This is a genomic window from Nitrospirillum amazonense (assembly GCF_007828035.1).
GTDB lineage: Bacteria > Pseudomonadota > Alphaproteobacteria > Azospirillales > Azospirillaceae > Nitrospirillum > Nitrospirillum amazonense.
In genome coordinates this window covers 158,346-182,452 of sequence record NZ_VITV01000004.1, presented here as the reverse complement: position 1 = coordinate 182,452, position 24,107 = coordinate 158,346, and the positions used below count along the sequence as shown (strand labels likewise).

Annotated in this window: 22 protein-coding genes; 5 read left to right on the top strand and 17 right to left on the bottom strand. The window is 68.5% G+C overall.

Annotation, left to right across the window (positions count from 1 at the left end):
- Positions 1 to 13 precede the first annotated feature (13 nt).
- A complete protein-coding gene (locus tag FBZ87_RS12285; protein ID WP_145610620.1) occupies positions 14 to 820 on the bottom strand; it encodes a hypothetical protein in 807 nt (268 codons plus the stop codon).
- 326 nt (positions 821 to 1,146) lie between these two features.
- Here FBZ87_RS12285 and FBZ87_RS29170 point away from each other — a divergent pair, with 326 nt between their 5' ends.
- Complete coding sequence (locus tag FBZ87_RS29170) at positions 1,147 to 1,563, top strand: acid-shock protein (protein WP_186454732.1); 417 nt, start codon at positions 1,147 to 1,149, stop codon at positions 1,561 to 1,563.
- 68 nt (positions 1,564 to 1,631) lie between these two features.
- On the opposite strand, the gene FBZ87_RS12275 is transcribed toward FBZ87_RS29170, so the two are convergent.
- Positions 1,632 to 2,237 carry a class I SAM-dependent methyltransferase gene (locus FBZ87_RS12275; RefSeq protein WP_145610619.1) on the bottom strand — a complete coding sequence of 202 codons (606 nt, stop codon included), beginning with the start codon at positions 2,235 to 2,237 and terminating at the stop codon, positions 1,632 to 1,634.
- 46 nt (positions 2,238 to 2,283) lie between these two features.
- Here FBZ87_RS12275 and FBZ87_RS12270 point away from each other — a divergent pair, with 46 nt between their 5' ends.
- Both FBZ87_RS12270 and FBZ87_RS12265 read left to right on the top strand, forming a co-directional pair.
- Positions 2,284 to 2,883 (top strand): DUF1178 family protein, encoded by a 600-nt coding sequence (locus FBZ87_RS12270; protein WP_342780911.1) that lies wholly within the window; start codon positions 2,284 to 2,286, stop codon positions 2,881 to 2,883.
- A gap of 85 nt (positions 2,884 to 2,968) precedes the next feature.
- Positions 2,969 to 3,514 carry an NUDIX hydrolase gene (locus FBZ87_RS12265; RefSeq protein ID WP_145610618.1) on the top strand — a complete coding sequence of 182 codons (546 nt, stop codon included), beginning with the start codon at positions 2,969 to 2,971 and terminating at the stop codon, positions 3,512 to 3,514.
- Between the two features lie 21 nt (positions 3,515 to 3,535).
- On the opposite strand, the gene FBZ87_RS12260 is transcribed toward FBZ87_RS12265, so the two are convergent.
- Positions 3,536 to 3,991 carry a GFA family protein gene (locus FBZ87_RS12260; RefSeq protein WP_145610617.1) on the bottom strand — a complete coding sequence of 152 codons (456 nt, stop codon included), beginning with the start codon at positions 3,989 to 3,991 and terminating at the stop codon, positions 3,536 to 3,538.
- Positions 3,988 to 4,434: a MerR family transcriptional regulator gene (locus tag FBZ87_RS12255; protein ID WP_145610616.1), complete on the bottom strand. Its 447-nt coding sequence runs from the start codon at positions 4,432 to 4,434 to the stop codon at positions 3,988 to 3,990. The genes FBZ87_RS12260 and FBZ87_RS12255 overlap by 4 nt, the downstream gene beginning before the upstream one ends.
- Positions 4,435 to 4,502: 68 nt before the next feature.
- On the opposite strand from FBZ87_RS12255, the gene FBZ87_RS12250 reads away from it, so the two are divergent.
- Positions 4,503 to 5,771, top strand: coding sequence for an NADH:flavin oxidoreductase/NADH oxidase family protein (locus FBZ87_RS12250; protein ID WP_246134374.1), 1,269 nt, complete (start codon positions 4,503 to 4,505; stop codon positions 5,769 to 5,771).
- A 183-nt stretch (positions 5,772 to 5,954) separates the two neighbouring features.
- On the opposite strand, the gene leuC is transcribed toward FBZ87_RS12250, so the two are convergent.
- The 10 genes from leuC to FBZ87_RS12200 form a co-directional block, all read right to left on the bottom strand.
- Positions 5,955 to 7,364, bottom strand: a complete 1,410-nt coding sequence (gene leuC / locus FBZ87_RS12245; RefSeq protein ID WP_145610615.1) for a 3-isopropylmalate dehydratase large subunit — start codon at positions 7,362 to 7,364, stop codon at positions 5,955 to 5,957.
- Positions 7,365 to 7,685: 321 nt separating this feature from the next.
- Positions 7,686 to 8,141 carry a DUF4167 domain-containing protein gene (locus FBZ87_RS12240; protein ID WP_145610614.1) on the bottom strand — a complete coding sequence of 152 codons (456 nt, stop codon included), beginning with the start codon at positions 8,139 to 8,141 and terminating at the stop codon, positions 7,686 to 7,688.
- Positions 8,142 to 8,488: 347 nt separating this feature from the next.
- Positions 8,489 to 9,355, bottom strand: coding sequence for a peptide chain release factor N(5)-glutamine methyltransferase (prmC, locus tag FBZ87_RS12235; RefSeq protein WP_145610613.1), 867 nt, complete (start codon positions 9,353 to 9,355; stop codon positions 8,489 to 8,491).
- Positions 9,352 to 10,440 (bottom strand): peptide chain release factor 1, encoded by a 1,089-nt coding sequence (gene prfA / locus FBZ87_RS12230; RefSeq protein ID WP_145610612.1) that lies wholly within the window; start codon positions 10,438 to 10,440, stop codon positions 9,352 to 9,354. The genes prmC and prfA overlap by 4 nt, the downstream gene beginning before the upstream one ends.
- A 171-nt stretch (positions 10,441 to 10,611) precedes the next feature.
- Positions 10,612 to 11,745, bottom strand: a complete 1,134-nt coding sequence (gene ispG / locus FBZ87_RS12225; RefSeq protein ID WP_145610611.1) for a flavodoxin-dependent (E)-4-hydroxy-3-methylbut-2-enyl-diphosphate synthase — start codon at positions 11,743 to 11,745, stop codon at positions 10,612 to 10,614.
- A gap of 140 nt (positions 11,746 to 11,885) precedes the next feature.
- Entirely contained in the window at positions 11,886 to 13,508 is a 1,623-nt protein-coding gene (locus FBZ87_RS12220) for a GH39 family glycosyl hydrolase (protein WP_246134373.1), read from the bottom strand.
- Entirely contained in the window at positions 13,508 to 14,743 is a 1,236-nt protein-coding gene (locus FBZ87_RS12215; protein ID WP_145610610.1) for a helix-turn-helix domain-containing protein, read from the bottom strand. Before FBZ87_RS12215 ends, FBZ87_RS12220 begins: the two co-directional genes overlap by 1 nt.
- 162 nt (positions 14,744 to 14,905) lie before the next feature.
- Positions 14,906 to 17,113 carry a phosphoenolpyruvate--protein phosphotransferase gene (gene ptsP / locus FBZ87_RS12210; RefSeq protein WP_145611089.1) on the bottom strand — a complete coding sequence of 736 codons (2,208 nt, stop codon included), beginning with the start codon at positions 17,111 to 17,113 and terminating at the stop codon, positions 14,906 to 14,908.
- Between the two features lie 155 nt (positions 17,114 to 17,268).
- A complete protein-coding gene (locus tag FBZ87_RS12205; protein WP_145610609.1) occupies positions 17,269 to 18,360 on the bottom strand; it encodes an NAD(P)H-dependent flavin oxidoreductase in 1,092 nt (363 codons plus the stop codon).
- A gap of 169 nt (positions 18,361 to 18,529) precedes the next feature.
- The gene (locus FBZ87_RS12200) at positions 18,530 to 19,765 is read right to left on the bottom strand and encodes an aspartate kinase (protein ID WP_145610608.1); all 1,236 of its coding nucleotides are present in this window, start codon (positions 19,763 to 19,765) and stop codon (positions 18,530 to 18,532) included.
- 413 nt (positions 19,766 to 20,178) lie between these two features.
- On the opposite strand from FBZ87_RS12200, the gene ubiG reads away from it, so the two are divergent.
- Positions 20,179 to 20,922, top strand: coding sequence for a bifunctional 2-polyprenyl-6-hydroxyphenol methylase/3-demethylubiquinol 3-O-methyltransferase UbiG (gene ubiG, locus FBZ87_RS12195; protein ID WP_145610607.1), 744 nt, complete (start codon positions 20,179 to 20,181; stop codon positions 20,920 to 20,922).
- 182 nt (positions 20,923 to 21,104) lie between these two features.
- On the opposite strand, the gene ptsN is transcribed toward ubiG, so the two are convergent.
- The 3 genes from ptsN to rpoN all read right to left on the bottom strand — a co-directional run bounded on the left by ptsN (position 21,105) and on the right by rpoN (position 24,086).
- Complete coding sequence (gene ptsN / locus FBZ87_RS12190; protein ID WP_040844426.1) at positions 21,105 to 21,563, bottom strand: PTS IIA-like nitrogen regulatory protein PtsN; 459 nt, start codon at positions 21,561 to 21,563, stop codon at positions 21,105 to 21,107.
- 204 nt (positions 21,564 to 21,767) lie between these two features.
- Positions 21,768 to 22,412 (bottom strand): ribosome hibernation-promoting factor, HPF/YfiA family, encoded by a 645-nt coding sequence (gene hpf, locus FBZ87_RS12185; RefSeq protein WP_088870641.1) that lies wholly within the window; start codon positions 22,410 to 22,412, stop codon positions 21,768 to 21,770.
- A gap of 138 nt (positions 22,413 to 22,550) precedes the next feature.
- Complete coding sequence (rpoN, locus tag FBZ87_RS12180) at positions 22,551 to 24,086, bottom strand: RNA polymerase factor sigma-54 (RefSeq protein ID WP_145610606.1); 1,536 nt, start codon at positions 24,084 to 24,086, stop codon at positions 22,551 to 22,553.
- Positions 24,087 to 24,107: the final 21 nt, after the last annotated feature.

The following is a 24,107-nucleotide window of genomic DNA, read 5'->3' as shown; positions in this document are numbered from 1 at the left end:
TGTCTGAAGGGCCTTAACCCGGGACGCGGCGAACCGCGACTTCGGTGGCTTGACCCAGCCGCCGCCGCTCGACGTAGCCCACGGTCGTGCCCTGCTCGGTCCGGGCGCGCACCTTGACCCAGCCGCCGGGCACACCGCCAGCCGGCACGTCTTCCGCCAGCACCTCCAACTCCGTGGTCGGCGGCAGCAGGGCTACGGCCGCCTGCTGGTTGGTGGGGGCCGGGTAGAGGAAGGCGCTGCGCCCCGCTACGGTGACATGCGCCTTGGCTGGGGTGAGCAGCAGGGCGGCACGCGCCAGCAGGGCTTGGCCGGTGTCGGTGCCCGTGGCGCCGGCGGGTGGTATATAGGCGCGCGTCGCCACGGTCGCGGCGACACCCACCAGGGCCGCCAAGACGTAGCCGCGCCAGCGGCCGCGCGGCTTCATCTTGGGCGAGCGGGCCGGTTTGGCGGCGGCACCGGCCTGGTGGCGGGCCGCTACCAGCTCGCTGACCAGTTGGCCTGCCTGGTCCTCCGCCTCGTCGGCGCGGGCCTGGGCCACGCGCAGGGCACGCAAGGCTTCCTCCCGCTGGCGCTCCAAGGCCAGGATGCGGTCCTCCAGCGACCGGGTGTCAGGCTGCGGCGGGGGCGGGGCCGTGCGATAGACCACCTTGGCCGGGGACTGGATCCACTGGCCCACATCGTTGAAGCCCAGGCCCCGCTTGGGCAGCAGGCGGCGCAGCTTGGCCAGCGCCGTCACCGCCTCGCCCTCGAAATCCGAACCCAGCAGGCGGACCAGCTTCGCCACCTGCTCGCGATTGGCTTGTTCGTTGTCGGTCGTCATGCCGGCGCCTCAAGAGATGATGCGCTGGGTTAACGGCGGCGGTTTTGGCGGGTTCCGTGGAAAATGGGCGGCGGCCGGAAGGCTTAAGCGGACCTCCGCCGTCCGGCGAAGGGGCCGTTTTCCCGTCCGTCGGGACGCGTGCACGGCCGCGCCAGGCTGGGGGAAGGGCGGAGGAAAGTCTTAACCTTCCAGCAAGAAGTTCGGCGGAAAGGCCGCGATCATATCCCGCCTTCGCCACAATCCGGTCGAACGGCGGCCCCCTTCCCTTGGGACTATGACCCTGCGCCCCGATGGTGGGACGCCCGATCAAATTAAGGATCACGACCATGAGCATGTTCGCCCACCGCCGTCCCCTGCTGGCCCTCGCTACCGCCGCGGCCGTGATGGTGCCAGTGGCGTTCTCCGCCGGGGCGTTCGCGGCGGATACCCCCGCCGCCCCGGTCCCTGCCGCCCAGGCCGCCGCGACCCAGGTCAGCGCGACCACGGCCGCCCCGGTGCAGAAGGCTCCCGAGGCCGCCGCCACGGCCGCCAAGGCCGACGTCGCCAAGACCACGGAAGCCGCCAAGCCGGCGGTGGAAGCCAAGGGTGCGGCGGTGAAGACCGAGGTGAAGGCCACGGAAGCCAAGACCGAAGCCAAGGCTGAGGGCGCGAAGACCGAGACCAAGACGGTCGCCCACCATCATGTGAAGAAGGCCAAGGCCGAGGTGGCCAAGACCACCGAGGCGGCCGCGCCCAAGAATTAAGCGCGCCCGACCTTCCCCATCCGTCTACCAGGACGGCCCCGGCCTCAGCGGTCGGGGCCGTTCCTGTTTCAGGCCAGCGGCAGCGGCCGCGGCTCCGGGTCGCCGCCCAGGTCGGACGCCGCCAGGGGCCGCACCGCCGCCAAGCGTTGCACCACGGCGGCGCGGGGCAGGGCGATCTCCCCCTGCTCGAAGGCCACAACGTGCAAGCCGGTGTCGTGGGCCAGGGCCAGCAGCTCGCCCGCGCGCAGCAGATAGGCCGGGCTGGACGGGCGGCCATGGCGCTGGTTGCCCTGGGCGAAGGTCTCATACAGCAGGACCCCGCCAGGGGCCAGCAGACCGGGCAGGCGAGGCAGCAGCGGCCGGTGCAGATAGTTGGTGACGACGATACCGGCGTAGGGGCCGCCCAGGTCCACTCCGCCCGGATCTAGCGACACGCCCCCCTCCAGGTCCGCCTGCAGGACGGTGACGCCGGCTCGGCCTTCCAGATCGGCCACGCCGCGCGTGTCGATGTCCACCGCCGTCACCGGATGGCCTGCCCCGTGGAACAGCCGGGCGTGGCGCCCCCCGCCGCAGGCAAGATCCAGCACGGCGCCACCCCGGGCCACCAGCGGCGCGAAACGGGTCACCCACGCGCTGGCCTGGCCTCGGGGGTCGTGATGGGGCGTGGGGATCATGGCGTGGCCTTATGCGTTCCCAGAGGTGGGTGTGCGGATACGGGGCATGCGGGGCATGCTCATTGCCGGGGTGGCTTTCCCCACCCACATCCAGACTGTATATGACATTTTCCTGGCCGAACTGGACGGGCCGTTATCCATCGTCGCCGCATCCCCCATGATCCTTTACGAAATGAAATGTGGCCAAGGCCACACCTTCGACGTCTGGTTCCGCAACGCGGACGCCTGCGACCAGCAGGTCGCGGCGGGTGAGGTCGCTTGCGCGGTCTGCGGCGACCACAAGGTGGGCAAGGCCCCCATGGCGCCCCGCATCGCCAAGGGCCGGGGCGCGCGCGTGGAAGAGACGCCGGCACCCGTCCCGGTCCCGCCGCAGCCGGCACCAGAGGTGACGCCCGCGGCGGTGGCGGAGGCCGCGGCCCAGGGTCCGGCGGCGGTGATGTCCCTGCTGCGCGAGATGCGCCGCCAGGTCGAGGCCAACGCCACCCATGTGGGCGACCGCTTCGCCGAAGAGGCGCGCAAGATCCACTATGGCGAGGCCGAGGCCAAGGCCATCTACGGCGAGACCACCGACGAGGAAGCGGCGGAGCTGGAGGATGAGGGCGTGACCTTCGCCCGCATCCCCTGGGTGCCCAAGCATGATGGTTGAGGGGCGTTCGCCACCTTGAAGCGTCCGCAAGCCAAGGGGCGTCGGGGCGGCTATAGTGGCGGCAAAGCAGCGAGGGAGAGCGCCGATGTCCGACCCCGTGCCGACGTTCGGTCCCCGCGTGGTGACGGTGCCGCCGGGGGAGGATAGGGAGCGGCTGGTCTGCCCGGACTGCGGCTACATCGCCTACGACAACCCCAAGATCGTGGTGGGCTCGGTCGCCCTGTGGCAGGACCGCATCCTGCTGTGCCGCCGCGCCATCCAGCCACGAATCGGCTACTGGACCCTGCCGGCCGGCTATATGGAATTGGGGGAAACCTCCCAGGACGGCGCCGCCCGCGAGGCGTGGGAGGAGGCGGGGGCGCGACTGGCCATCGGCCCGCTGCTGGCCGTCTACAACATTCCCCGCATCAGCCAGGTGCAGCTGATCTACCTGGCGCGGCTGACCAGCCCGGACATCGCCGCCGGCCCGGAAAGCCAGGAGGTGGCGCTGTTCGCCTGGGATGACATTCCCTGGACCGATTTGGCCTTTCCCAGTGTGGACTGGGCGCTGCGCGAATACGAGGCCCGGCGGGACCTCATCCATGCCGGCCAGCCCTTCGCCCCGGCGACCAATCCGGTGGATGGGCTGTAGGGCGCCTCCCTCCCTCCACGATCAGAAATATACCTGGTGGCTGACCATGTCGCGCAGGCGGTCGCTCTTGGGGTCGGTGTATTCCTCCGGCAGGCCGTCCTGTACGTGCAGCCAGGACAGCCGGCTTTCCACGCCGCAGTGCACCTCCGGCACCACCGCCTCGGGGTCGTCCAGACTGCCGATGGTGACGCTCATCCAGTCGCTGTCGGGGTAGGCGAAGGTCAACGGCGTACCGCACTGGGCGCAGAAGCCCCGCTCCGCCACCGAGGAGGAGGCGTAGAAGGTGGGCCGCCCCGTCCCGCTCCAGGTCACCGTGTCCTTGCGCACCCCCGCCAGCGCGGCGAAGACGTTGCCCACGGCCCGCTGGCACATGCGGCAGTGGCAGAAATGCACGCCCTCCGGCGCCATGGTGCTGTGATAGCGCACGGCGCCGCATTGGCAGCCCCCGGTGACGCCGTCCACTTTGCCGTCGCTCATTCCGCTGCCTCCTTGGCCGCCGTTTCCTTGATGTCGGTCAGCTTGATCTCCGCCAGCACCCGGCGGGTGTTGGCGGCGCAGCCCAGGTCCTGGGGGCCGTTCTCCAGGCTGTCGATGATGGCCAGCAGGCGGGCTCTGCTGGTTTCCAGCCGCTGTTGCAGCGCCTCGATCTCCCCCACCTTGCGGCGCAGGGCCTCGGCGATCTGGGGGCCGTGGCCGATGGCGTCATTATCGCAGCCGGGCAGCAGGCCACGGATTTCATCCAATGTGAAGCCGGCCCTCTGCGCCCCGGTGATCAGTTCCAGCCGCGTCAGCGTTTCCGCCGGGAAGGCGCGATAGCCGTTTGTTCCCCGGTCGGCCGGGCCGATCAGGCCGGCGGACTCATAGAATCGCAGGCGGGAGGGGGAGAGGCCGCTGCGTTGCGCCAGTTCACCGATGCGCATGATGGCCTCGAAACAGCTATTGACCTTAAAGTTCACTTTAAGCTTAGGGTCGGGGGACCGTCAACCGAATGACCGTCGCAGCCATGCCCGTCCCCACCCTTTTCCAGCCCCTGGTCCTGCCCAACCGCGCCATCATCCCCAACCGCCTGGCCAAGGCGGCGATGGAGGAGAACATGGCGACAGCGGACCATCGCCCGTCGCCCACCCTCATCCGCCTCTACCGCACCTGGGCGGAGGGCGGGGCCGGCCTGCTGATCACCGGCAACGTCATGATCGACCGCCGCGCCATGACCGGCCCCGCCGGCGTGGTGCTGGAGCAGGGGGCCGACCTGGGCCCCTTCCGACAGTGGGCGGAGGCCGGGCGAGCCGGCGGCGGGCAGTTGTGGATGCAGATCAACCATCCCGGCCGGCAGATGCGCGCCAGCCTGGGCCAGGAAACGGTGGCGCCATCCGCCGTGGCCCTGGACCTCGGTTCCTACTCCAAGCTGTTCGCGGTGCCCCGCGCCATGTCCGAGGCGGACATCGCTGACGTCACCCGCCGCTTCGCCCAGACCGCAGCACTGGCGGAACAGGCGGGCTTCACCGGCGTGCAGATCCATGCCGCCCACGGCTATCTGCTGAGCCAGTTCCTGTCGCCCTTGACCAACCGGCGTGACGATTGCTGGGGCGGGCCGTTGGAGAATCGGGCGCGGCTGCTGCTGGACGTGGTGCGGGCGGTGCGCGCCGCCATCAGCCCCGGCTTCTGCGTGGCGGTGAAGCTGAACTCCGCCGATTTCCAGCGTGGCGGCTTCGCGCCGGAGGAGGCGCGCCAAGTGGTCGCCTGGCTGAACGACCTGGCCGTCGATCTGGTGGAACTGTCGGGCGGTTCCTACGAGGCGCCGGCCATGCAGGGGCCAGGGACATCGGAAAAGACCCGCGACGGCCGGACGCTGGCGCGCGAGGCTTATTTCCTGGAATTCGCCGCCGACATCAATCAGGTGGCGCGGATGCCGCTCATGGTGACGGGCGGCATCCGCCGGGTGGAGGTGGCGGCCCGGGTGGTGGACAGCGGCGTGGCCATGGCTGGCATGGCCACCGCCCTGGCGCTGAACCCTGGCCTACCCCGCGCCTGGCAGCGCGGGCAGGGGGTGGAGGCGGCGTTGCCGCCCATCCGCTGGGAACGCAAGACCCTGGCGGCCATGGGCACCATGGCGGTGGTGAAGGCCCAGTTGCGCCGCCTGGGCCGTGGGCAGCCGGCCAAGCCGGACATCTCGCCTGCGCTGGCCCTGCTGACCGACCAGCTGCGGCTGGGCTGGCGCAGCTACCGTTATCGCAGCCGAACGACGCCAGCGACATGAGCATGCCGCTGTGGGATGCGACCGCATCCGCCGGAGCTTTCCGGGGAGCATGGCGGACTGGAAATCGAGGAAGCCAACGCGACGGATGTGGCCGCCGGGTGACTGAGGGAACCTTTACGTAAGCGAACGGCGCGGACCCTCTGGAGCTCCGCGCCGTCGCTCACATCGCACCGATGCGTTCGCTCAGTTCAGCGTGCGCACATCCGTCAGCTTGCCGGTCAATGCCGCGGCGGCTGCCATCTCGGGGCTCACCAGATGGGTGCGGCCGCCGGGGCCCTGGCGGCCCTCGAAGTTGCGGTTGGAGGTGCTGGCGCAGCGCTCACCCGGCTTCAGCTTGTCGTCGTTCATGGCCAGGCACATGGAACAGCCGGGCTCCCGCCAGTCGAAGCCGGCGGCGGTGAACACCTTGTCCAGGCCCTCGGACTCGGCCTGTTCCTTCACCAGGCCGGACCCCGGGACCACCATGGCGTAGATGCCATCCTTCACATGGCGGCCTTCCACCACCTTGGCGGCGGCGCGCAGGTCCTCGATGCGGCTGTTGGTGCAGCTGCCGATGAAGACCTTGTCCACGGGGATGGCGTCCAGCGGGGTGCCGGCTTCCAGCCCCATGTACTTCAGCGCGCGTTCCATGGCGGCGCGGCGGTGCTCATCCGCCTCGTCGGCGGGGTTGGGCACGGCGGCGGTGATGGGCAGCACGTCCTGCGGGCTGGTGCCCCAGGTCACCATGGGGGCGATGTCCTCGGCCTTCAGCACGACCTCGCGGTCGTACACCGCACCCTCGTCCGAGGGCAGGCTCTTCCACCAGTTGACGGCCTGCTCCCAGGTTGCGGCCTTGGGCGCCTGCGGACGGCCCTTCAGGTACGCGAACGTGGTCTCGTCCGGGGCGATCAGGCCGGCGCGGGCCCCTGCCTCGATGGCCATGTTGCAGACCGTCATGCGGCCTTCCATGGACAGGCCCCGGATGACGGAGCCGGCGAACTCGATGACGTGGCCGGTGCCGCCGGCGGTGCCGATCTTGCCGATGATAGCCAGCACCACGTCCTTGGCGGTCACGCCCACGGGCAGCTCGCCATCCACGCTGATGCGCATGTTCTTGGACGGCTTCAGCAGCAGGGTCTGCGTGGCCAGCACGTGTTCCACGTCCGACGTGCCGATGCCGAAGGCCAGGGCGCCGAACGCACCGTGGGTGGCGGTGTGGCTGTCGCCGCAGACGATGGTCATGCCCGGCTGGGTCAGTCCCTGCTCCGGCCCCACGACGTGGACGATGCCCTGGCGGATGTCGGACATGTCGTAGTAGTCGACGCCGAATTCCTTGGTGTTGATGGCCAGCTGCTCCACCTGGATGCGGCTTTCCTCGTTCTTGATGCCGGCCAGGCGGTCGTGGCTGGTGGGAACGTTGTGGTCGGCAACGGCCAGGGTGGCGGATGGGCGGCGCACCTTGCGGCCGGCCATGCGCAGACCTTCGAAGGCCTGCGGGCTGGTCACCTCATGCACGAGGTGGAGATCGATGTAGAGCACGCAGGTGCCGTCTTCCTGGCGGTGGACGACGTGGCTGTCCCAGATCTTGTCATAGAGGGTGCGCGGCTTGCCCATGGATCTTCACTCTGATGCGGACCGACATTTCCGAAACACCAAAACCCGTGCGGCGGGTCTTTTTGTTTCACGGAGGCGCAGAATAACGACCGGTCCTGTCGCGGACAAGGGGCGGCTCGCGCTGTGGCCGCATAGGGCCTATGTCCCGTCCCTTCCAGGGCCCCTCCTTTTTCGGAGCGAAGCGACAAGGACGCGACCGCGTCCGCCGGAGTTTTGCGCGGAACGCAGTGGACTGCAAAACGAGGACAAGCCAAGGCGCGGATGCGCCGCCGGCGCCTGAGACAACAAAAAAGCCCCGCTGTCAGGCGGGGCTTTTTAAGATCAAGCGCTCAGCGGCTCGCGCTCGTCTTCGGCCTGGGCATCGCCCTCGCCGTCGTCGGCCGTATCGCCGCCCTCGGCGTCGTCGTAGCCCGGCTGGGGCTGGTAGCCCCTGGGCTCGCCGCCGCGCTGGCGCTGTTCGGACTCGTTGATCTGCGTGATGATGCGGAAATAGTGCTCCGCATGCTGCAGATAGTTTTCCGCCGCCACCCGGTCGCCGGACGACTGGGCGTCACGGGCCAGGGCCAAGTACTTCTCATGCACCTGGAAGGCGTTGCCGCGGATGCGCACATCCGGGCCGTTGCTGTCAAAGGTCTGATGGCGCAGGGGCACGTTCTGGCGGCGGTTATTGCCGCCACCGTTGTTGCCACCGCCATTGCCGCCGCCGTTGCCGCCGGCATTGCCACCGTTGTTACCGCCGCGTCCACGCGAACGCCTGGAGTTCGGTCCCTGTCTCATCCGACTGCTGCTCTAGCCCCGTTGGAGTTCGATGCATGCCGTGCCAAGGGGGCGGACATCATCATCCGCGCCACCGCATCCGATCCCGGAATCCACACCGTAACCCGGAAGGAAACCGGATCGACCATGCTGGGCAAACTGGCATGCCGTGGTGATCATCATCGGCCCATGAACGCTAGCCCGGCCCCTATAACGGTGTCCCCCGTTTCGAACCTGGCGCGTCGCCCCTTCGGCCTCCACCACGCAAAATGACCCTAAACGCTGAATCCCGCTAATCCAACATTTTTTTTGGCGATGCCGCCCTGCGCGGTTGGCGCAAGTGGTCAGAGCCTTGGTCTTTTGGGGAATCAGCCAAGCCGCCGGGCGGCGACCACCCGGTCGTGCCCGGCCAAATCGTCCACCCGTTCCAGCACCTCGAGGCCCGCGGCGGCGAACAGGGCCGCCACGTCGGCCCCCTGGCCGGCGCCATGTTCCACCGCCAGCAGACCGCTGGGCAGCAGCAGGTCGCCGGCCACAGCGGCCAGGTGACGGTACGGGTCCAGCCCATCGGCGCCGCCGTCCAGCGCGCGCATGGGATCGAAGGTCCGCACCTCCGGCTCCAGGCCGGCGATGTCGGCGGCCGGGATGTAGGGCGGGTTGGACACGATGGCGTCGAAGCGCGCTCCCGCACCCAGCGCGTCTGTCCAGCTGCCGACCAGGAAGGCGCTGCGGCTGGCGAATCCCAGGGCCTTTGCGTTGGCCGCGGCGGCACGGGCGGCGCCGGGGGCGATGTCCACGCCCAGGCCCCAGGCGCCTGGCAGCTCGGACAGGAGCGCCAGCAGGATGCAGCCGCTGCCCGTGCCCAGGTCCAGCAGGCGCCGGGGGCGCTGGCCGTCGGGCAGGTGGCGCAACGCGGTTTCCACCAGGGTCTCGGTATCGGGCCGGGGGTCCAGCGTGTCCGGCGCCAGGCGGAACTCCAGGCTCCAGAACTCCCGCTTGCCCAGAATGCGCGACACCGGTTCCCGTGCGGCGCGACGATCGACCAGGGTGGCCAGGGCGGCCTGGGCTTCGGCCGATACCGGTCGATCACCGTCCAGCAGCAGGGCGGTGCGCGACCAGCCCAGCGCCTCCTCCGCCAGCAGGCGCACGTCCAGCCGGGGGCTGGCGCAGCCGGCCGCGGCGAGGCGTTCCTCGGCCGTTTTTAAGACATCACGGAGGAGAAGGGGACCGCTCACTGAAGTTCGGCCAGGCGCTCCGCCTCGTCCTGGGCGATCAGCGCCTCCACCACCTCATCCAGGGCCTCGCCCGCCATGACCTTGTCGATCTTGTAGAGCGTCAGGTTGATGCGGTGGTCGGTCACCCGGCCTTGGGGGAAGTTGTAGGTGCGGATGCGTTCGGAACGGTCGCCGCTGCCCACCTGGCTCTTGCGGTTGGCCGCGCGTTCCGCGTCCAGGGCGCTGCGCTGCAGGTCATACAGGCGGGACCGCAGCACACGCAGGGCCTTGGCCTTGTTCTTGTGCTGTGACTTTTCGTCCTGCTGGCTGACCACCAGGCCGGTGGGCAGGTGGGTGATGCGCACGGCGCTGTCGGTGGTGTTGACCGACTGGCCGCCGGGACCGGACGAGCGGAACACGTCGATGCGCAGGTCCTTCTCGTCGATCTGGATGTCCACCTCCTCCGCCTCGGGCAACACGGCCACGGTGGCGGCGGAGGTGTGGATGCGGCCCTGAGTCTCGGTCGCCGGCACGCGCTGCACCCGGTGCACGCCCGATTCGAACTTCAGCCGGCGGAACACGCCCCGCCCGGAAATGCTGGCGATGGCTTCCTTGTAGCCGCCCAGGCCGGTCTCCGAGATCTCAATGACCTCGAAACGCCAGCCCTGGATGGCGGCGTAGCGGCGGTACATGTCGAACAGGTTGGCGGCGAACAGGGCCGCCTCGTCGCCACCGGTGCCGGCGCGCACCTCCAACATGGCGTTCTTGTCGTCGGCGGCATCCTTGGGCAGCAGGGCCAGCATGACCTGGCGCTCCAGCCCAGGCAGGGCCTTCTCCGCTTGGATCAGTTCCTCCTGCGCCAGCTCCCGCATCTCTGGATCGGACTCCGCTTCCGCCATGCGGGCCAACTCGGCCAGGTCGGACCGGGCGCGGCGCAGCTCGGCGATAGACTCGGCCACCGGCGTCAGCTCCGCGAATTCCTTGCTCATGCGGGTGTAGGCGTCGGCCGCCAGCGTGCCCGTTGCCAGGGCGTCGCGCAGCTCGTCATGCCGGGCCGACAGCTTGGCCAGCGTGTCCCCGAACCGTTCTTCCAATGTGGTGGTCATGGTTGTTCCGTCATCCCGTGTCCGGGCTGACTAAAGCCCTCAAGCGCCGGGCGCGGCCATCCGGCCGCTTGGCTTCCTCGCTTTTCAGTCCGCTTCGCTTCCCAAAAAGCTCCGGCGGCCCCACTTGGGGCCTAGCGGCATGAGCAAAAGCCCATGCCGCACACTTCCATGTTACTCGGCGGCAGCGGCGGCTTCGGCGGCCTGGGCGGCCTTGATCTCCTCGGCCTTCTTTTCCACCAGCGACACCAGGTGGTCGACGATGCTCTCGTCCTTCAGGCGGTGGGCTGGCTGGCCCGCCAGGAACACCTGGTGCACGCCCTTGCCGCCGCCGGTGAAGCCGATATCGGTCATGGTGGCCTCGCCCGGGCCGTTCACCACGCAGCCGATGACCGACACGGTCATGGGGGTGGTGATGTGGGCCAGCCGCTCCTCCAGCACCTCGACCGTCTTGATGACGTCGAACTGCTGGCGGGCGCAGGACGGGCAGGAGATGACGGTGACGCCGCGCCGGCGCAGGCCCAGCGACTTCAGCATCTCGAAGCCGACCTTGACCTCCTCCTCCGGGGGGGCGGACAGCGACACGCGGATGGTGTCGCCGATGCCCGACCACAGCAGCATGCCCAGGCCGATCGAGGACTTCACGGTGCCGGCGCGCAGGCCGCCGGCCTCGGTGATGCCGATGTGCAGGGGATAGTCGCAGGCCTCGGCTAAACCCTGGTAGGCGGCCACGGCCAGGAATACGTCCGAGGCCTTCACGGAAATCTTGAACTCCCGGAAGTCATGGTCTTCCAGGATCTTGGCGTGGGTCAGGGCGCTTTCCACCAGGGCTTCGGGGCAGGGCTCGCCATAGCGCTCCAGCAGCTCGCGCTCCAGCGAGCCGGCGTTGACGCCGATGCGCATGGCGCAGCCATGGTCCTTGGCGGCCTGCACCACCTCTCGCACCCGGTCGGCGGAACCGATGTTGCCGGGGTTGATGCGCAGGCAGGCGGCACCGGCCTCGGCGGCCTCGATGGCGCGCTTATAGTGGAAGTGGATGTCGGCCACGATGGGCACGTGCACCGCCTTCACGATCTCTTTCAGCGCCGCCGTCGATTCCTCGTCGGGGCAGGAGACGCGGACCATGTCGGCGCCGGCCTCTTCTGCCCGCAACACCTGCTCGATCGTCGCCTTGGCGTCGGCGGTCAGGGTGTTGGTCATGGTCTGGACGGAGATCGGCGCGTCGCCACCGACCAGGACGTTGCCGACACGAATCTGACGGGAGGTCCGGCGCAGGATCTGGCGATACGCACGATGGGAGGTGGACATGGGAACTGGCCTCATGGGGGAATTTGATCGGTAAAGTGCTGCCGGAAGGCCCCGGGATCAAGAGGCCATCGCACAAGGCTTCACCGCGCCGTGTGCGGGACGGCGCGGTGCATAATGGTTAAGCGGCCGACGCGGTTGACCTATTTGCCGCCGGCGGCCTGGTCCCCGGCGGGCCTGTCCAGCGTGACCAGCATGATGTCGTTGCTGTGCATGGGCAGGGTGGTGGCGAAGCGGCCGTCGGCCCCCACGGTCACGGTCTTGTCCGCCTCCGGCAGGTCGCGCGTCAGGTCGGTCAACTTGGCCAGCTGTTCCGGTGACAGGGACTTGGGCGCGCCCATGTCAATGTAGGCGGAATAGGCGTCGTTGGCGCGGAAGCCGGTGCGGTGCACCGCCAGGCGGTACCTGCCGGGCTTCAGGCCCCGGAACGAGACCTTGACCGACGGGGCGGCCTTGTTTGGGACGATCTTGCTGTAGAAGGACCGGTTGCTGACGGGCTGGTGCGGTTGCTGGAAATCCCACACCAGGGCGGCGGCCTTGCCCTCCGTCGTGGACGCCATCGCCTGGCCGTCCGTCACCGGCACCGCCTGGCCTTGCAGGGCGTGCAGGTACTTGTAAGCGAAGTAGGCCGGCTTGCGGATGCCCTCGCGGTTCATCAGGCCGAAGCCGCCCTCGAACGGGGCGGTGGGCGGGCCGGGTTCCTCGAACAGATCGCTGTAGGTCCAGTAGCTCATGCCCTGGACCATGCCCCGGCTGGCCTTCAGCTTGGCCAGGATGTAGGGCGCGCTGACGTAGCTGTCATGCACCAGGTCACGCGGGGTGTAGCTGGTGCTCCACTCCGTGAAATAGAGCGGCAGGGTGGGGAAGCGCGAGGCGGCGATCTGCTCGCGCACCTTGCGCACGTCGCCCACGATGGCGTCGGGGGAAGGTGACAGCTTGGTGTCGGCCTTGCCCGCCTCATCCAGGAAGCCGCCGTCCACGCCATAGGTGTGGGTGGTGACGAAGTCCACGGGCGCGCCGCTCTTGGCCACATGGTCCAGGAATTCCGGGACCCAGGCGGCGCCGGCCGTGGCGGGGCCGCCCACGCGCAATTCCGGGTCGATGGCCTTCATGGTGTTGGCCGTCAGGTCGTACAGGGCGAAATACGCCTGCTGGTCGCCGCCTTCCCAGAAGCCGGACAGGTTGGGCTCGTTCCACACCTCGAAGAACCAGCTGCGCACCTCGGCTTGGCCATAGCGGGCTTCGATGTGCTGGACGAAGGCGGTGATCAGGTCGCGCCAGGCGTTGGGCCGGGGGTGGGAGGTGTTGCCCTCCCAATAGAAGATCTTGTTCTCCGACGTCGCCATGGCCTTGGGCGTGAAGCCCAGCTCGACGAAAGGCTTCAGCCCGCGCGCCTTCAGGTCGTCGTACAGCTGGTCGATCTTGCTCCAATCATAGGTGATGGTGCCGTTCTCGGCCTTCACCGTGCCCAGCACGTCGTGGAAGATGGCGTGGAAGCGGATGTAGCGGAAGCCCAGCTCGTCCTGGGTGGTCTTCAGCTGCGCCATGCTGTCCGGCCGCATCAGGGTGCCCGGGTAGTCGGACCCGACGGACAGGTCGTAGAAGCGGTCCAGTGGCTGGGTCGCCTTGGCCACGTCCACCTCGACCTGGCGGGTGCGGCCTTCGGCCTGGGCCAACTGGGGTGCCAGGCCCACGCCCACGGCCAGGGCCACGCAGGCGGAAAGACAGGCGGCGACGGCCGCCTTGCTGCGAAACAGGGAAGCCATCAGTGAGTCACCCGAGCCTGTAGATCATCCGGTTGCAGGGGATAGCTGCGCACCACCTGGCCCTTGGCGCCCAGGGCGGCCAGGTCCTTGCCGTCCAGGCTGACGACCACGCCGCCGGCGTTGCCGGTTTCCAGGGTCAGGCCAGGCACGTCGGGGGCGCGGAAGCTGTCGCCCGGGTGCAGCACGCGGGACGCCCACAGCGTGCCCTTGGCGTCGCGCACTTGGATCCAGCTTTCGTCCGTGGCGCGCACCACCACGCGGGCGGGACCGGTCTGGCCGAAGACGCGGCCCTTGGCGGGGGCCGGCGCCGTCCCGGGGGCGGTGGTGTCGGGGCGCATGCTGGCGTCGGCCGGGGCGGTATCCGGATCGGCGGCGGCGGTCTTGGGCTGGCCCAGGTCGGGCATCTGCGGCGCCTCGTCATCCGGCGCCTCGGACGCCACCGGTGCCGAGGTTGTTTGCTGGGGCGCGGCCGGCTGCGGCGCCGTCGCGATCTTGCCCGGCGCGGCGGTCGGCGCGGCGGTCCCCTGGCCTGCGGGGGCATTGGTCGCCGGCGCCTGCGGGGCGACCTGGGCATTGGCGGGGGCCGCGGGCACGGGGCCGGGCATCGCGTCGGGCAGCGGCGCGGTGGCGTCGGGGGCGGCCCCCACCTCCGGCGCCGTGGGCTGCGCCTGGTTCAGCAGGGCTTGCACTGCGGGGGCCGGCAGCACGTTGGCCGGCGGCGGGGAGGAGGCGTCGCTGTTGCCCGTCAGGTGGGCCAGCCGCTCCGGCAGCTTGGGCACCAGGTCCAGGGCGCTGCGGTCGGCGGAGGAATAGAGGTACCATCCGCCATAGAGGGCCGCGGCCAGCACGACGGCGCCCACGATCAGCGCGCCGCTGGGCACCCGGTTCTCGCTGACTGGGATGGGCAGGTACAGTTCCGCCGGCCGGACGTGGCCCGCCGTCTCATCCTTGAAGCGGTTCAGCAGGTCACCCGAATCGATGCCCAGCAGGTCGGCGTAGCTGCGCAGGAAGCCCAGGATGTAGGCCTGGCCCGGCAGGTCGCCATAACGGCCGTCCTCGATGGCTTCCAGATAGGGGCGGCGGATGCGCAGGACGTTGGCCACGCCCGTCAGGTCATAGCCCAGTTCCTCGCGCCGCATGCGCAGGATGTCGCCCACGGTTTCGCGCGGCGCCTGTGGTTCGGCGGCGCGGCCAGCGTCGATCATGTCCCGATAACGGTCGCGGCGTTCAGTCATGACGGCGGTCCCAGCACAGAAGGCCCCAGAGGGCACCCGGAATTCGTATTTGAATTGTCCCAACCGCCGGTTCGAATATTACCCAACCGTCGTTGACGGGGGAGTCTTATCAAGGGCGCCGCGGTACCGCAACCATCGTGCCGTCAGAATTAATTAGATTGGCTAGAGCCGCACGCCGTGGTCGCGGGCGAAGGCCAGCAGGTGCTGGCGCAACGACCGGTCGGGGCGCCCCAGCAGGCTGTCCAGGAAGCGCTGCAGCACGCCCACGTCGACCGAGCGGATCATGGTCTTGATCTCGCCGAAGGCGCCAGGGCTCATCGACAGGGTGCGGAAGCCGCAGCCCAGCAGGGCCATGGCGTCCAGGGGGCGGCTGGCCATCTCGCCGCACAGCGACAGCTGCACCCCGGCCGCGTCGCACCGCCACACCAGCATCCGCAGCACCGACAGCATGGCCGGTGACAACAGGTCGTAACGGTTGTTCAGCATGGGGTTGCCGCGGTCGCTGGCGAACAGGTACTGCAGCAGGTCGTTGGAGCCCACGGACATGAAGTCGATGTGGGGCAGCAGGGCGTCCAGCTGGAACAGCAGGGCCGGCACCTCCATCATCACGCCCACCTTCAGGTCCCGGGGGCGGGCCACGCCGCCCTGCTCCAGCCGGCGCAGTTCCAGGTCCAGCACGTGACGGGCGCGGATGAACTCCGACACCTCGGCCACCATGGGGAACATCAGGCGCAGGTCGCGGCCCGAGGCCGCCCACAGCAGGGCCCGCAGCTGCTTGCGCAGCATGGCCGGACGGTCCAGGCCGATGCGGATGGCGCGCCAGCCCAGGGCCGGGTTCTCTTCGCCCAGATCGGGGAAGTAGGGCAGGGTCTTGTCGCCGCCCACATCCAGGGTGCGGAAGGTGACGGGCCTGTCCCCCGCCTCGTCCAGCACCTTGGCGTAGGTTTCCTTCTGCACGGCGGTGTCGGGATAGGTGTGCCGCACCATGAAGGGGATTTCGGTGCGGTAGAGGCCGATGCCGTCGGCGCCGGTGGCGTGCAGGTGGGGCAGGTCGATCAGCAGGCCGGCGTTCAGCATCAGGCGCACGGGCACCCCGTCGCGCGTCACCGACTCCAGCTTGCGGGCGGCGGCGAATTCGCGCTTGCGCTCCTCGCCCACCTCGATGCTTTTCAGGAAGGCCTCGGTGATGTCTTCCGCCGGGCGCACGAAGACCTGGCCGTGGTCGCCGTCGACGATGACGAAGTCCAGCGGGTCGATGCGGTTCAGCACGCCGGTGCACTGGCCCACCACCGGGATGTCCAGGGCGCGGGCGACGATGGCCACATGGCTGTAGGCCGCCCCCTCCTCCAGCACCAGGCCGCGCAGGCGGGTGCTGTCATAGTCCAGCAGCTCGGCGGGCCCCAGGTTGCGGGCCACCAGCACGAACTCGTCCGGCAGGGTGCCGCCGTCGGCCTTGTCCTGGCGGCCGGCCAGATGCTGCAGCAGGCGGTTGGTGATGTCGTCCAGGTCCAGCTGGCGTTCGCGGATATAGCTGTCGGTCACCGACGCCATGCGGGCGCGGTTGTCGTTCTGCACCTGCTGCACCGCCGCCTCCGCCGTCAGGCCGGTGCGGATGGCCTCGCGGATGCGCGACAGCCAGCCCCGGTCGGTGGCGAACATGCGGTAGGTTTCGATGATCTCGTGATGCTCGCCGCCGGCCTCGCCCGACAGGATCAGCAGCCGGTCGATGGCGGAGTGCATGCTGTCCACCGCCTCGCGCAGGCGGCGCAGCTCCAGCTCCGGATCGTCGGCCACCATCTGGCGGATGGTCAGCTGCGGCCGGTGCAGCACGGCCACGGCCATGGCGATGCCCCGGTTCAGGCTGACGCCGTCCAGGCGGGACGGCAGCAGCACCAGGTCGTTGGCCACCTGCAGTTCGCGATTGTCGACCAGCTCGCCCGTGGCCACCAGCTCGGCGACCACCATGGCGATGGTCTCCAGCGTCTCCACGTCCTGCTCGTCATAGGCGCGGCGCGCGATGTGCTGGATGGCCAGCACGCCGCGCACGCGGCCGCCGCGCAGGATGGGCACGCCCATGAAGCTGTCGAACGGGTCTTCGCCCGTTTCCGGACGGTAGGCGAAATTGGGATGGCTGGGCGCGTTGGCCAGGGCCACCGGCCGGGCGTGGGCGGCGATGTCGCCCACCAGGCCCTCACCCACCCTCAGCCTCGTCTTGTGCACGGCGTCCAGGTTCAGGCCGATGGTGGCGAACAGCTCCAACACCTCGCCCGCCCGCATGACATAGCAGGAACAGACGTCCGCCCCCATTTCGGCGGCGATCAGCATGACGATCTTGTCCAGCCGCGACTGGGCGGTGCCGCCGGCGGCCATGACATCGCGCAGCCGGGCCAGCAGGCGCCGGGCGCCACCCGCCGCGTCGGCGGACCGGCGGCGTTCGGTAGCGGTATCAGTGGTGATGGAACCGGTTTCCGGAACCTCAAGCCCCGGGTCGATGAGAATGGGGGGAGTTCCGGAATGCGGTGCCACTAGCCTGCCGCTCCCGCCAGCGCCAGCGCCGGTCCCGCTTCCCCTGTGTCCTTGGCATGGCCGTACCGGCCGGCCAGGGCGTCCTCCGCCTGGGCCACCAGCTCGGCCAGGATCTCGGCCGTCGGCTGCTCCCGCGTCACCATGCCCACCGACTGCCCGGCCATCAGGCTGCCGTTCTCCACGTCGCCGTCGATGACGGCGCGGCGCAGGGCGCCGGCCCAGAAATGCTCGATCTCCAGCTGGGCGTCCTTCTGCTCCACCTCGCCGCGGTTGAAACGCTCCACCACCTCGCGCTGGAAATCCATGAAGCGGCGGGTGCCCTCGTTCTGCAGGGCGCGGACCGGGATGACCGGGAAGCGGCTGTCCAGCTGGGCGGACGGCATGGCGTCGCGGGCACTGGCACGGATGAAGGCGCGCTTGAAATTGGGGTGGGCGCGGGACTCCGTGGCGCAGACGAAGCGGGTGCCCAGCTGTACACCGGCGGCCCCCAGCTCCAGGTAGGCCACGATGGCCTCGCCCCGGCCGATGCCGCCCGCCACGAACACGGGCACGTCCCGGATCTCCGGCAGGATCTCCTGCGCCAGGACCGAGGTGGCGACGGGCCCGATATGGCCGCCGGCCTCCATGCCCTCGATCACCAGGGCGTCCACGCCCATGCGCACCAGCTTCTTGGCCAGGATCAGGGCCGGCGCGAAGCACACGACCTTGGCGCCGCCGTCCTTCAGCTGCTTGATCACCGGTGCCGGGGGCAGGCCGCCGGCCAGGACGACATGGTGCACGCCGTGGTCCAGGCAAACGGCGGCCAGCGTGTCCAGCTGCGGGTGCATGGTGATGAGGTTGACGCCGAAGGGCTTCGCCGTCAGCGCCCGGGTGGCGTCGATCTCCTGGGCCAGCATCTCGGGCGTCATGGCGCCGCAGGCCAGCACGCCGAAGCCGCCGCCGTTGGAAATGGCGGCCACCAGGCCGGCGTCCGACACCCAGGTCATCGCGCCGCCCATGACGGCCAGCTCCGTGCCCAGGAAATCGCGCCCACGGGCCCACAGCGCGTCCAGCTTGTCGCGAGCGGTTCCAATCGTGGTGGTGGTCGACATCAAAAACGCTTCCTTTTGGCGGAAAAAATGTATCACCCGCGCCCGTGATGCGGCGGCCGGTGCCCCGCGGCGGGGAACGACGCCGATCCCTAACCTAAACAACCCCTGAAAACAACAATGCCCCGGGGGACGCTCTCCAGTCCCCCGGGGCAGAGTGTCGCTCAGATGCTTATGCCTGGTCCAGGCCGTAAGCGGTGTGCAGCGCGCGCAACGCCAGTTCGGTGTACTCCTCGGCGATCAGGACGCTGACCTTGATCTCGCTGGTGGAGATGACCTGGATGTTGATGCCGCGGTCGGCCAGGGCCTTGAACATGCGCTGGGCCACGCCAGCGTGGCTGCGCATGCCGACGCCGATGACCGAGACCTTGACCACGTTGCTGTCGGCGATCAGGCGGCGGAACTTCAAATCGTCCTTGGCGCCCTCCAGCACCTGCACGGTGCGGTCCAGATCGGCCTTGGTGACGGTGAAGGTCATGTCGGTGGTGGTGCCGTCTTCCGACACGTTCTGCACGATCATGTCGACGTTGATGGCGGCGTCGGTGAGCGGGCCGAAAATGGCCGCGGCCACGCCCGGCCGGTCTTCCACCCCCACCAGGGTCACCTTCGCCTCATCCCGGCTGTAGGCGATGCCGCTGACCAGTTCCTGTTCCACGATTTCGTCCTCATCAACGACAAGAGTTCCCGGCAACGCGCTGCCGGCCGCTTCCTCGAAGGTCGACAGCACCTGGACACGCACCCGGTGCTTCATCGCCATTTCCACCGACCGGGTCTGCAGGACCTTGGCGCCCAGGGACGCCATCTCCAGCATTTCCTCGTACGTGATGCGGCCCAGCTTGCGGGCCTTGGTCACGATGCGCGGGTCGGTGGTGTAGACGCCATCCACGTCGGTGTAAATATCGCAGCGCTCGGCCTGGACCGCCGCCGCCAGGGCCACGGCCGAGGTGTCCGAGCCGCCGCGGCCCAGGGTGGCGATGCGCCCATCCTTGGACACGCCTTGGAAGCCCGCCACCACGGCCACCTCGCCGGTGGCCATGCGGGCCACCAGGTCGCCGGACTCGATGCGCTCGATGCGGGCCTTGCCGTGCACATCGTCGGTGATCAGGGGGATCTGCCAGCCCTGCCACGACCGGGCCGGGATGCCGATCTCCTGCAAGGCGATGGCAAGCAGGCCACTGGTCACCTGCTCGCCCGAGGCGACCACGGCGTCGTACTCGCGCTCGTCCGCCAGGCGGCTGACCTGTTTCACATAGTCCACCAGCTGGTTGGTCACGCCCGACATGGCGGAGACGACCACCGCCACCTCATGGCCGGCGTCGACCTCCTGTTTCACTTTGCGGGCGACATTCTTGATCCGGTCGATGGTGCCGACCGATGTCCCGCCGAACTTCAAAACGAGGCGTGCCATAACCCGTGTCTGCCTTGTGAGAGGCCGGCAGGCGCCAGCCGGTGGATGCAAGGGGGCTCCCGGGCGCGAGGCTTTCCGGAAAGCGCGCTATCCTTACCCTGTCGGGCGCGTCCAGGCAATAAATGGGCAATAAAAGGTCAGGGTTGCGTAAACCGGGCGACAGAGCATTTCTATTTCGTGGTCATGGCCCCCCTTGAACGCCGGGCGCCGGCATCCGCCGGGCAGGGTTTATCCTCCCGTTTCAGCCCGCCGACGCCCCCTGAAACGTTCCCGCGGACGCGGTCGCGTCCCCCGCCTTTCTGCGAGCCCGGCCGGGTGCAGCCATTCAGCCGGCGCGGTTGAGTTGACCGCGAGGGCGGCACATACTCCGCCGCGCTCCCCATTGGGGTGCGTTCCGTTCAAGGGTGCCTACGATGAGCCAGACCGCCACGACCACCGTCGATCCCGGGGAAATCCAGCGCTTTTCCGCCATCGCCGCCGAATGGTGGGACGAGGCGGGCAAGTTCCGGCCGCTGCACAAGCTGAACCCGGTGCGCCTGGAATATTTGCGCGACCGCATCTGCGCCCATTTCGGCCGCGATCCACTGGCACCCCAGCCGCTGCAGGGCCTGCGCCTGGTCGATATCGGCTGCGGCGGCGGCCTGCTGTCGGAACCGCTGGCCCGGATGGGGGCCGACGTGGTGGGCATCGACGCCGCCGAGCGCAACGTGAAGACCGCCGCCACCCACGCGATGGAGACGGGTACTACCGTCGATTACCGCCACACCACGGCGGAGGATCTGGTGGCCGCCGGCGAGACGTTCGACGCGGTGCTGTCGCTGGAGGTGGTGGAACACGTGGCCGACGTGCCGCTGTTCCTGGACAGCCTGGCCGCCCTGATGAAGCCCGAGGGCCTGCTGGTCATGGCGACGCTGAACCGCACGCCCAAATCCTATCTGATGGCCATCATCGGCGCGGAATACGTCCTGCGCTGGCTGCCGCGCGGCACCCACGACTGGCGCAAATTCCTGAAGCCGTCGGAACTGGCCGCCGGCCTGCGCGCCACCGGCCTGACGGTGCGCGAGGTCATGGGCCTGGTCTACAGCCCCTTCAACGACACCTTCCGCCTGGACGCCCGCGACCTGGACGTCAACTACCTGCTCTGGGCCAGCCGCTGAGGCAACCAGCGGCCAATAGGCAACACGGCCCAGGCAGTCAATACCGCCCAAGCGGGGGCATGATCAGATGCCGCCGTAGGCCGCGACTGCGGCCGCCGGAGATTTCCGGGGAGCGGCAGCGGACTGGAAATCGAGGATAGCCAAAGGCCCGGACGGGCCTGCCGGCGCTTGAGGAAAACGACCTACGCCGCGTTGCTGGCTTCCGTATGCGTCAGCAGGGCGTAGATGGCGTCGGCGGTGTCGGCGCCGCGTAGCTTCTCGCAGAATAGCGGGTTGCGCAGCATGCGCGAGACCAGGGCCAGGGCCTTCAGGTGATCGGCGCCGGCCGATTCCGGTGCCAGCAGCAGGCAGATCAGGTCCACCGGCTGTTCATCGATGGAATCGAAATCCACCGGCCGTTCCAGGCGGGCGAACAGGGCGCAGACCTTGGGCAAGGTGGGCAGCTTGCCATGGGGGATGGCGATGCCCCGGCCCACGCCGGTGGTGCCCAGGCGCTCCCGCTCCAGCAGCACGTCGAAGATGGCCCGCTCATGCTGACCCGTCAGGTCGGCGGCCCGTTTGGCGAGTTCCTGCAGTACCTGCTTTTTGGAGGAGGCCTTGAGATTGGCGACAATGCCGTCCGGCTTCAGAAGCTCGACCATCGGCGTCAACAAAAACTGGGACGGCATTGCCACCACACTCGCTTACACGGGCATTTCGCTTGAAGTTTTATAGGGCGGAAAGGTTTATCAAACTTTTCCGCCCAACCCCCGGTTCCAAGCTTCGGCTATCCCCGCCCCGAGGTCAATGGGGCCAAGGTCGGCGGGGATAGCTCTGGAAGCCGTATCCTGATCAGCAGGTTCCGATCAGTGGGTGGCCGTGGGCTTGCCGTCGGAGGGATCGACCCAGCCGACGTTCCCGTCGGGCCGACGATAGACCATGTTCAGATGGCCATGCGCGCGGTTGCGGAACAGCAGGGCCGGCAGATCCGCCAGGTCCATGCGCATCACCGCCTCGCTGACCGTCAGCATGTCGATGTTGGTCTGCATCTCGGCGATGATCATGGGGTGGTGGTCGGCACCGTTGCCGTTCACCGCGTGCCCGTTGTGGCTGCCGGCCCCTTGACCGCCTTCATCGGCCTCGTCGTCGTGGGCGTCGGCGTTGATGATGTACTTTCGGGCCGGCACGGCGGCCTCGGCCTCGCCATGCACGCGCTGGTGATGGTCGCGCAACCGGCGCTTATAGCGTCGCAGGCGCTTGGCGACGCGCTCCGCCGCCTCATCGAAGGCGGGATAGGGTTCCGTGGCTTCGGCATAGGCTTGCAGAAGGATGCCGCGGCCGACGTGGGCCTGGATGTCCGCCTTGTACAGATGCGCCTCGCGCGACAGCACGACGGTCGCCTCAAGTGGACTGCTGAAATATTTCTCCACCAACCCTGTCAGTGTGGTCTCGACATGGGTGCGCAGGGACTCGCCAACGTCTAGCTGCTTGCCTTTGACGATTATATGCATGGCCTGTCCGTCTCGCTTGGTTGGAAGCCAGGAGTGGCGGCGGCGTTGTGCCTTGCCGTCGGCCTTTACAATAGCCCGCGGCCGGCCTTTTGCTGCTGGGAAGGCCAGCCGTCATGCGCCATCCATCGGGCGCATGGTTCAGATCCCAAGGGCCTTCTCCCGGCGACGCTGGACTGAGGAAGGGATCTTCATGGCTTCACGATACTTGGCGACCGTCCGCCGTGCAATGTCGATCCCCTCATCCCGAAGGATCTCGACCAGGCGATCATCCGAAAGGATCTCGTCCGGCTTTTCCGCGTCGATCAGCACCTTGATGCGGTAACGCACCGCCTCGGCCGAGTGCGCGGCCTGGCCATCCGCCCCGGAAATGGCTGATGTGAAAAAGTATTTCAGTTCGAACAGGCCACGGGGCGTGGCCATGAACTTGTTGGTCGTCACGCGGCTGACGGTGGATTCGTGCATGCCGATCGCCTCCGCTATATCCCGAAGGATAAGGGGGCGCAGGAACTGCAGGCCGTGCAGGAAAAACGCGTCCTGCTGGCGCACGATCTCGGTCGCCACCTTCAGGATGGTGTTGGCGCGCTGGTGCAGCGACTTCACCAGCCAGCTGGCCGACTGGAACTGCTCGGTCAGATACTCCTTGTCCTGCTTGTTCCGGGCGGCCCCCTGGATGCGGGCGTAGTAGCGCTGGTTGACCAGCACACGGGGCAGGGTGTCGCTGTTCAGCTCCACCAGCCAGCCGCCGCCGGGCTGGGCGCGCATGACGATGTCAGGCACCACCGTCTGCACCGGCTCATGATCGAAGGCCAGGGCCGGCTTGGGGTTCAGCGCCTTGATCTCGCCGACCATGTCGGCCAGATCCTCGGCATCCACCTGGCAGACCTTCAGCAGCGCCGGAACGTTGCGCGCGGCCAGCAGGGGCAGGTTGTCCAGCAGGGCCTGCATGCAGGGGTCCAGCCGGTCCAGCTCCCGCAGCTGCAGCGCCAGGCATTCCTTCAGCGACCGGGCGAAAATGCCCACGGGGTCCAGGCGCTGTAACCGTTCCAGAACCGAAACGACCTGGGATTCGGTGCATCCCAGCTGATCCCCCACGAGGGCGACATCGCCGGTGAAATAGCCGGCTTCGTCCAGGTAGTCCATCAGGGCGAAGGCCACCATCCGATCCAGGGGATCGGCGATGTCCATGGTGATCTGTTCGGTCAGATGGTCGCGCAACGAGACGCTGCCGGACAGCGTCTGCTCGAACGAGTTTTCGTCATCCTCGAAGCTGCCGCCGCGTCCCGACCAGTTGCCGAAGGCCTCGCCGCCCTCGCCCATGCCGTCGGCCGCCATGTCGACCGCGCTGGAATTGGTCCAGACGTTCTCGAAGTCCGTGTCCAGCGGCGCGTCGCTGGAGGAGCCCATGTGGTCGGAAGACGTGAGGTCGGCCGTGTCGCGCATGGGCAGGTCGTCGCCACGCGCGACCACCTCCTCCCGATCCACCCCATCGGGGGCGGGATCGCGGTTACGGTCGCCATCATCGCGTTCCAGGAGCGGGTTCTGCTCCATCTCGCGATCGACGTAGTCGGCCAACTCCAGGTTAGACAGCTGCAACAGCTTGATCGCCTGTTGCAGCTGGGGAGTCATCACCAGCGCCTGGGTCTGCCGAAGATCAAGGCGTTGTTGAAGCGCCATCACCCGCCCGAATAAGAACAG

Excerpts from the sequence above, each read along its gene's own strand:
- prfA (WP_145610612.1), bottom strand. The coding sequence starts at position 10,440 with ATGACCACCACATTGGAAGAACGGTTCGGGGACACGCTGGCCAAGCTG.
- FBZ87_RS12260 (WP_145610617.1), bottom strand. The coding sequence starts at position 3,991 with ATGAGCGACGGCAAAGTGGACGGCGTCACCGGGGGCTGCCAATGCGGC.
- FBZ87_RS12220 (WP_246134373.1), bottom strand. The coding sequence starts at position 13,508 with ATGGCTTCCCTGTTTCGCAGCAAGGCGGCCGTCGCCGCCTGTCTTTCC.
- FBZ87_RS12275 (WP_145610619.1), bottom strand. The coding sequence starts at position 2,237 with ATGATCCCCACGCCCCATCACGACCCCCGAGGCCAGGCCAGCGCGTGG.
- FBZ87_RS12205 (WP_145610609.1), bottom strand. The coding sequence starts at position 18,360 with ATGTCGACCACCACCACGATTGGAACCGCTCGCGACAAGCTGGACGCG.
- ptsP (WP_145611089.1), bottom strand. The coding sequence starts at position 17,113 with ATGGCCGCCGGCGGCACCGCCCAGTCGCGGCTGGACAAGATCGTCATG.
- FBZ87_RS29170 (WP_186454732.1), top strand. The coding sequence starts at position 1,147 with ATGAGCATGTTCGCCCACCGCCGTCCCCTGCTGGCCCTCGCTACCGCC.
- leuC (WP_145610615.1), bottom strand. The coding sequence starts at position 7,364 with ATGGGCAAGCCGCGCACCCTCTATGACAAGATCTGGGACAGCCACGTC.
- ispG (WP_145610611.1), bottom strand. The coding sequence starts at position 11,745 with ATGTCCACCTCCCATCGTGCGTATCGCCAGATCCTGCGCCGGACCTCC.
- FBZ87_RS12285 (WP_145610620.1), bottom strand. The coding sequence starts at position 820 with ATGACGACCGACAACGAACAAGCCAATCGCGAGCAGGTGGCGAAGCTG.
- FBZ87_RS12200 (WP_145610608.1), bottom strand. The coding sequence starts at position 19,765 with ATGGCACGCCTCGTTTTGAAGTTCGGCGGGACATCGGTCGGCACCATC.
- FBZ87_RS12270 (WP_342780911.1), top strand. The coding sequence starts at position 2,284 with ATGCGGGGCATGCTCATTGCCGGGGTGGCTTTCCCCACCCACATCCAG.
- ptsN (WP_040844426.1), bottom strand. The coding sequence starts at position 21,563 with ATGGTCGAGCTTCTGAAGCCGGACGGCATTGTCGCCAATCTCAAGGCC.
- ubiG (WP_145610607.1), top strand. The coding sequence starts at position 20,179 with ATGAGCCAGACCGCCACGACCACCGTCGATCCCGGGGAAATCCAGCGC.
- FBZ87_RS12265 (WP_145610618.1), top strand. The coding sequence starts at position 2,969 with ATGTCCGACCCCGTGCCGACGTTCGGTCCCCGCGTGGTGACGGTGCCG.
- FBZ87_RS12240 (WP_145610614.1), bottom strand. The coding sequence starts at position 8,141 with ATGAGACAGGGACCGAACTCCAGGCGTTCGCGTGGACGCGGCGGTAAC.
- hpf (WP_088870641.1), bottom strand. The coding sequence starts at position 22,412 with ATGCATATAATCGTCAAAGGCAAGCAGCTAGACGTTGGCGAGTCCCTG.
- FBZ87_RS12250 (WP_246134374.1), top strand. The coding sequence starts at position 4,503 with ATGACCGTCGCAGCCATGCCCGTCCCCACCCTTTTCCAGCCCCTGGTC.
- FBZ87_RS12215 (WP_145610610.1), bottom strand. The coding sequence starts at position 14,743 with ATGACTGAACGCCGCGACCGTTATCGGGACATGATCGACGCTGGCCGC.
- rpoN (WP_145610606.1), bottom strand. The coding sequence starts at position 24,086 with ATGGCGCTTCAACAACGCCTTGATCTTCGGCAGACCCAGGCGCTGGTG.
- FBZ87_RS12255 (WP_145610616.1), bottom strand. The coding sequence starts at position 4,434 with ATGCGCATCGGTGAACTGGCGCAACGCAGCGGCCTCTCCCCCTCCCGC.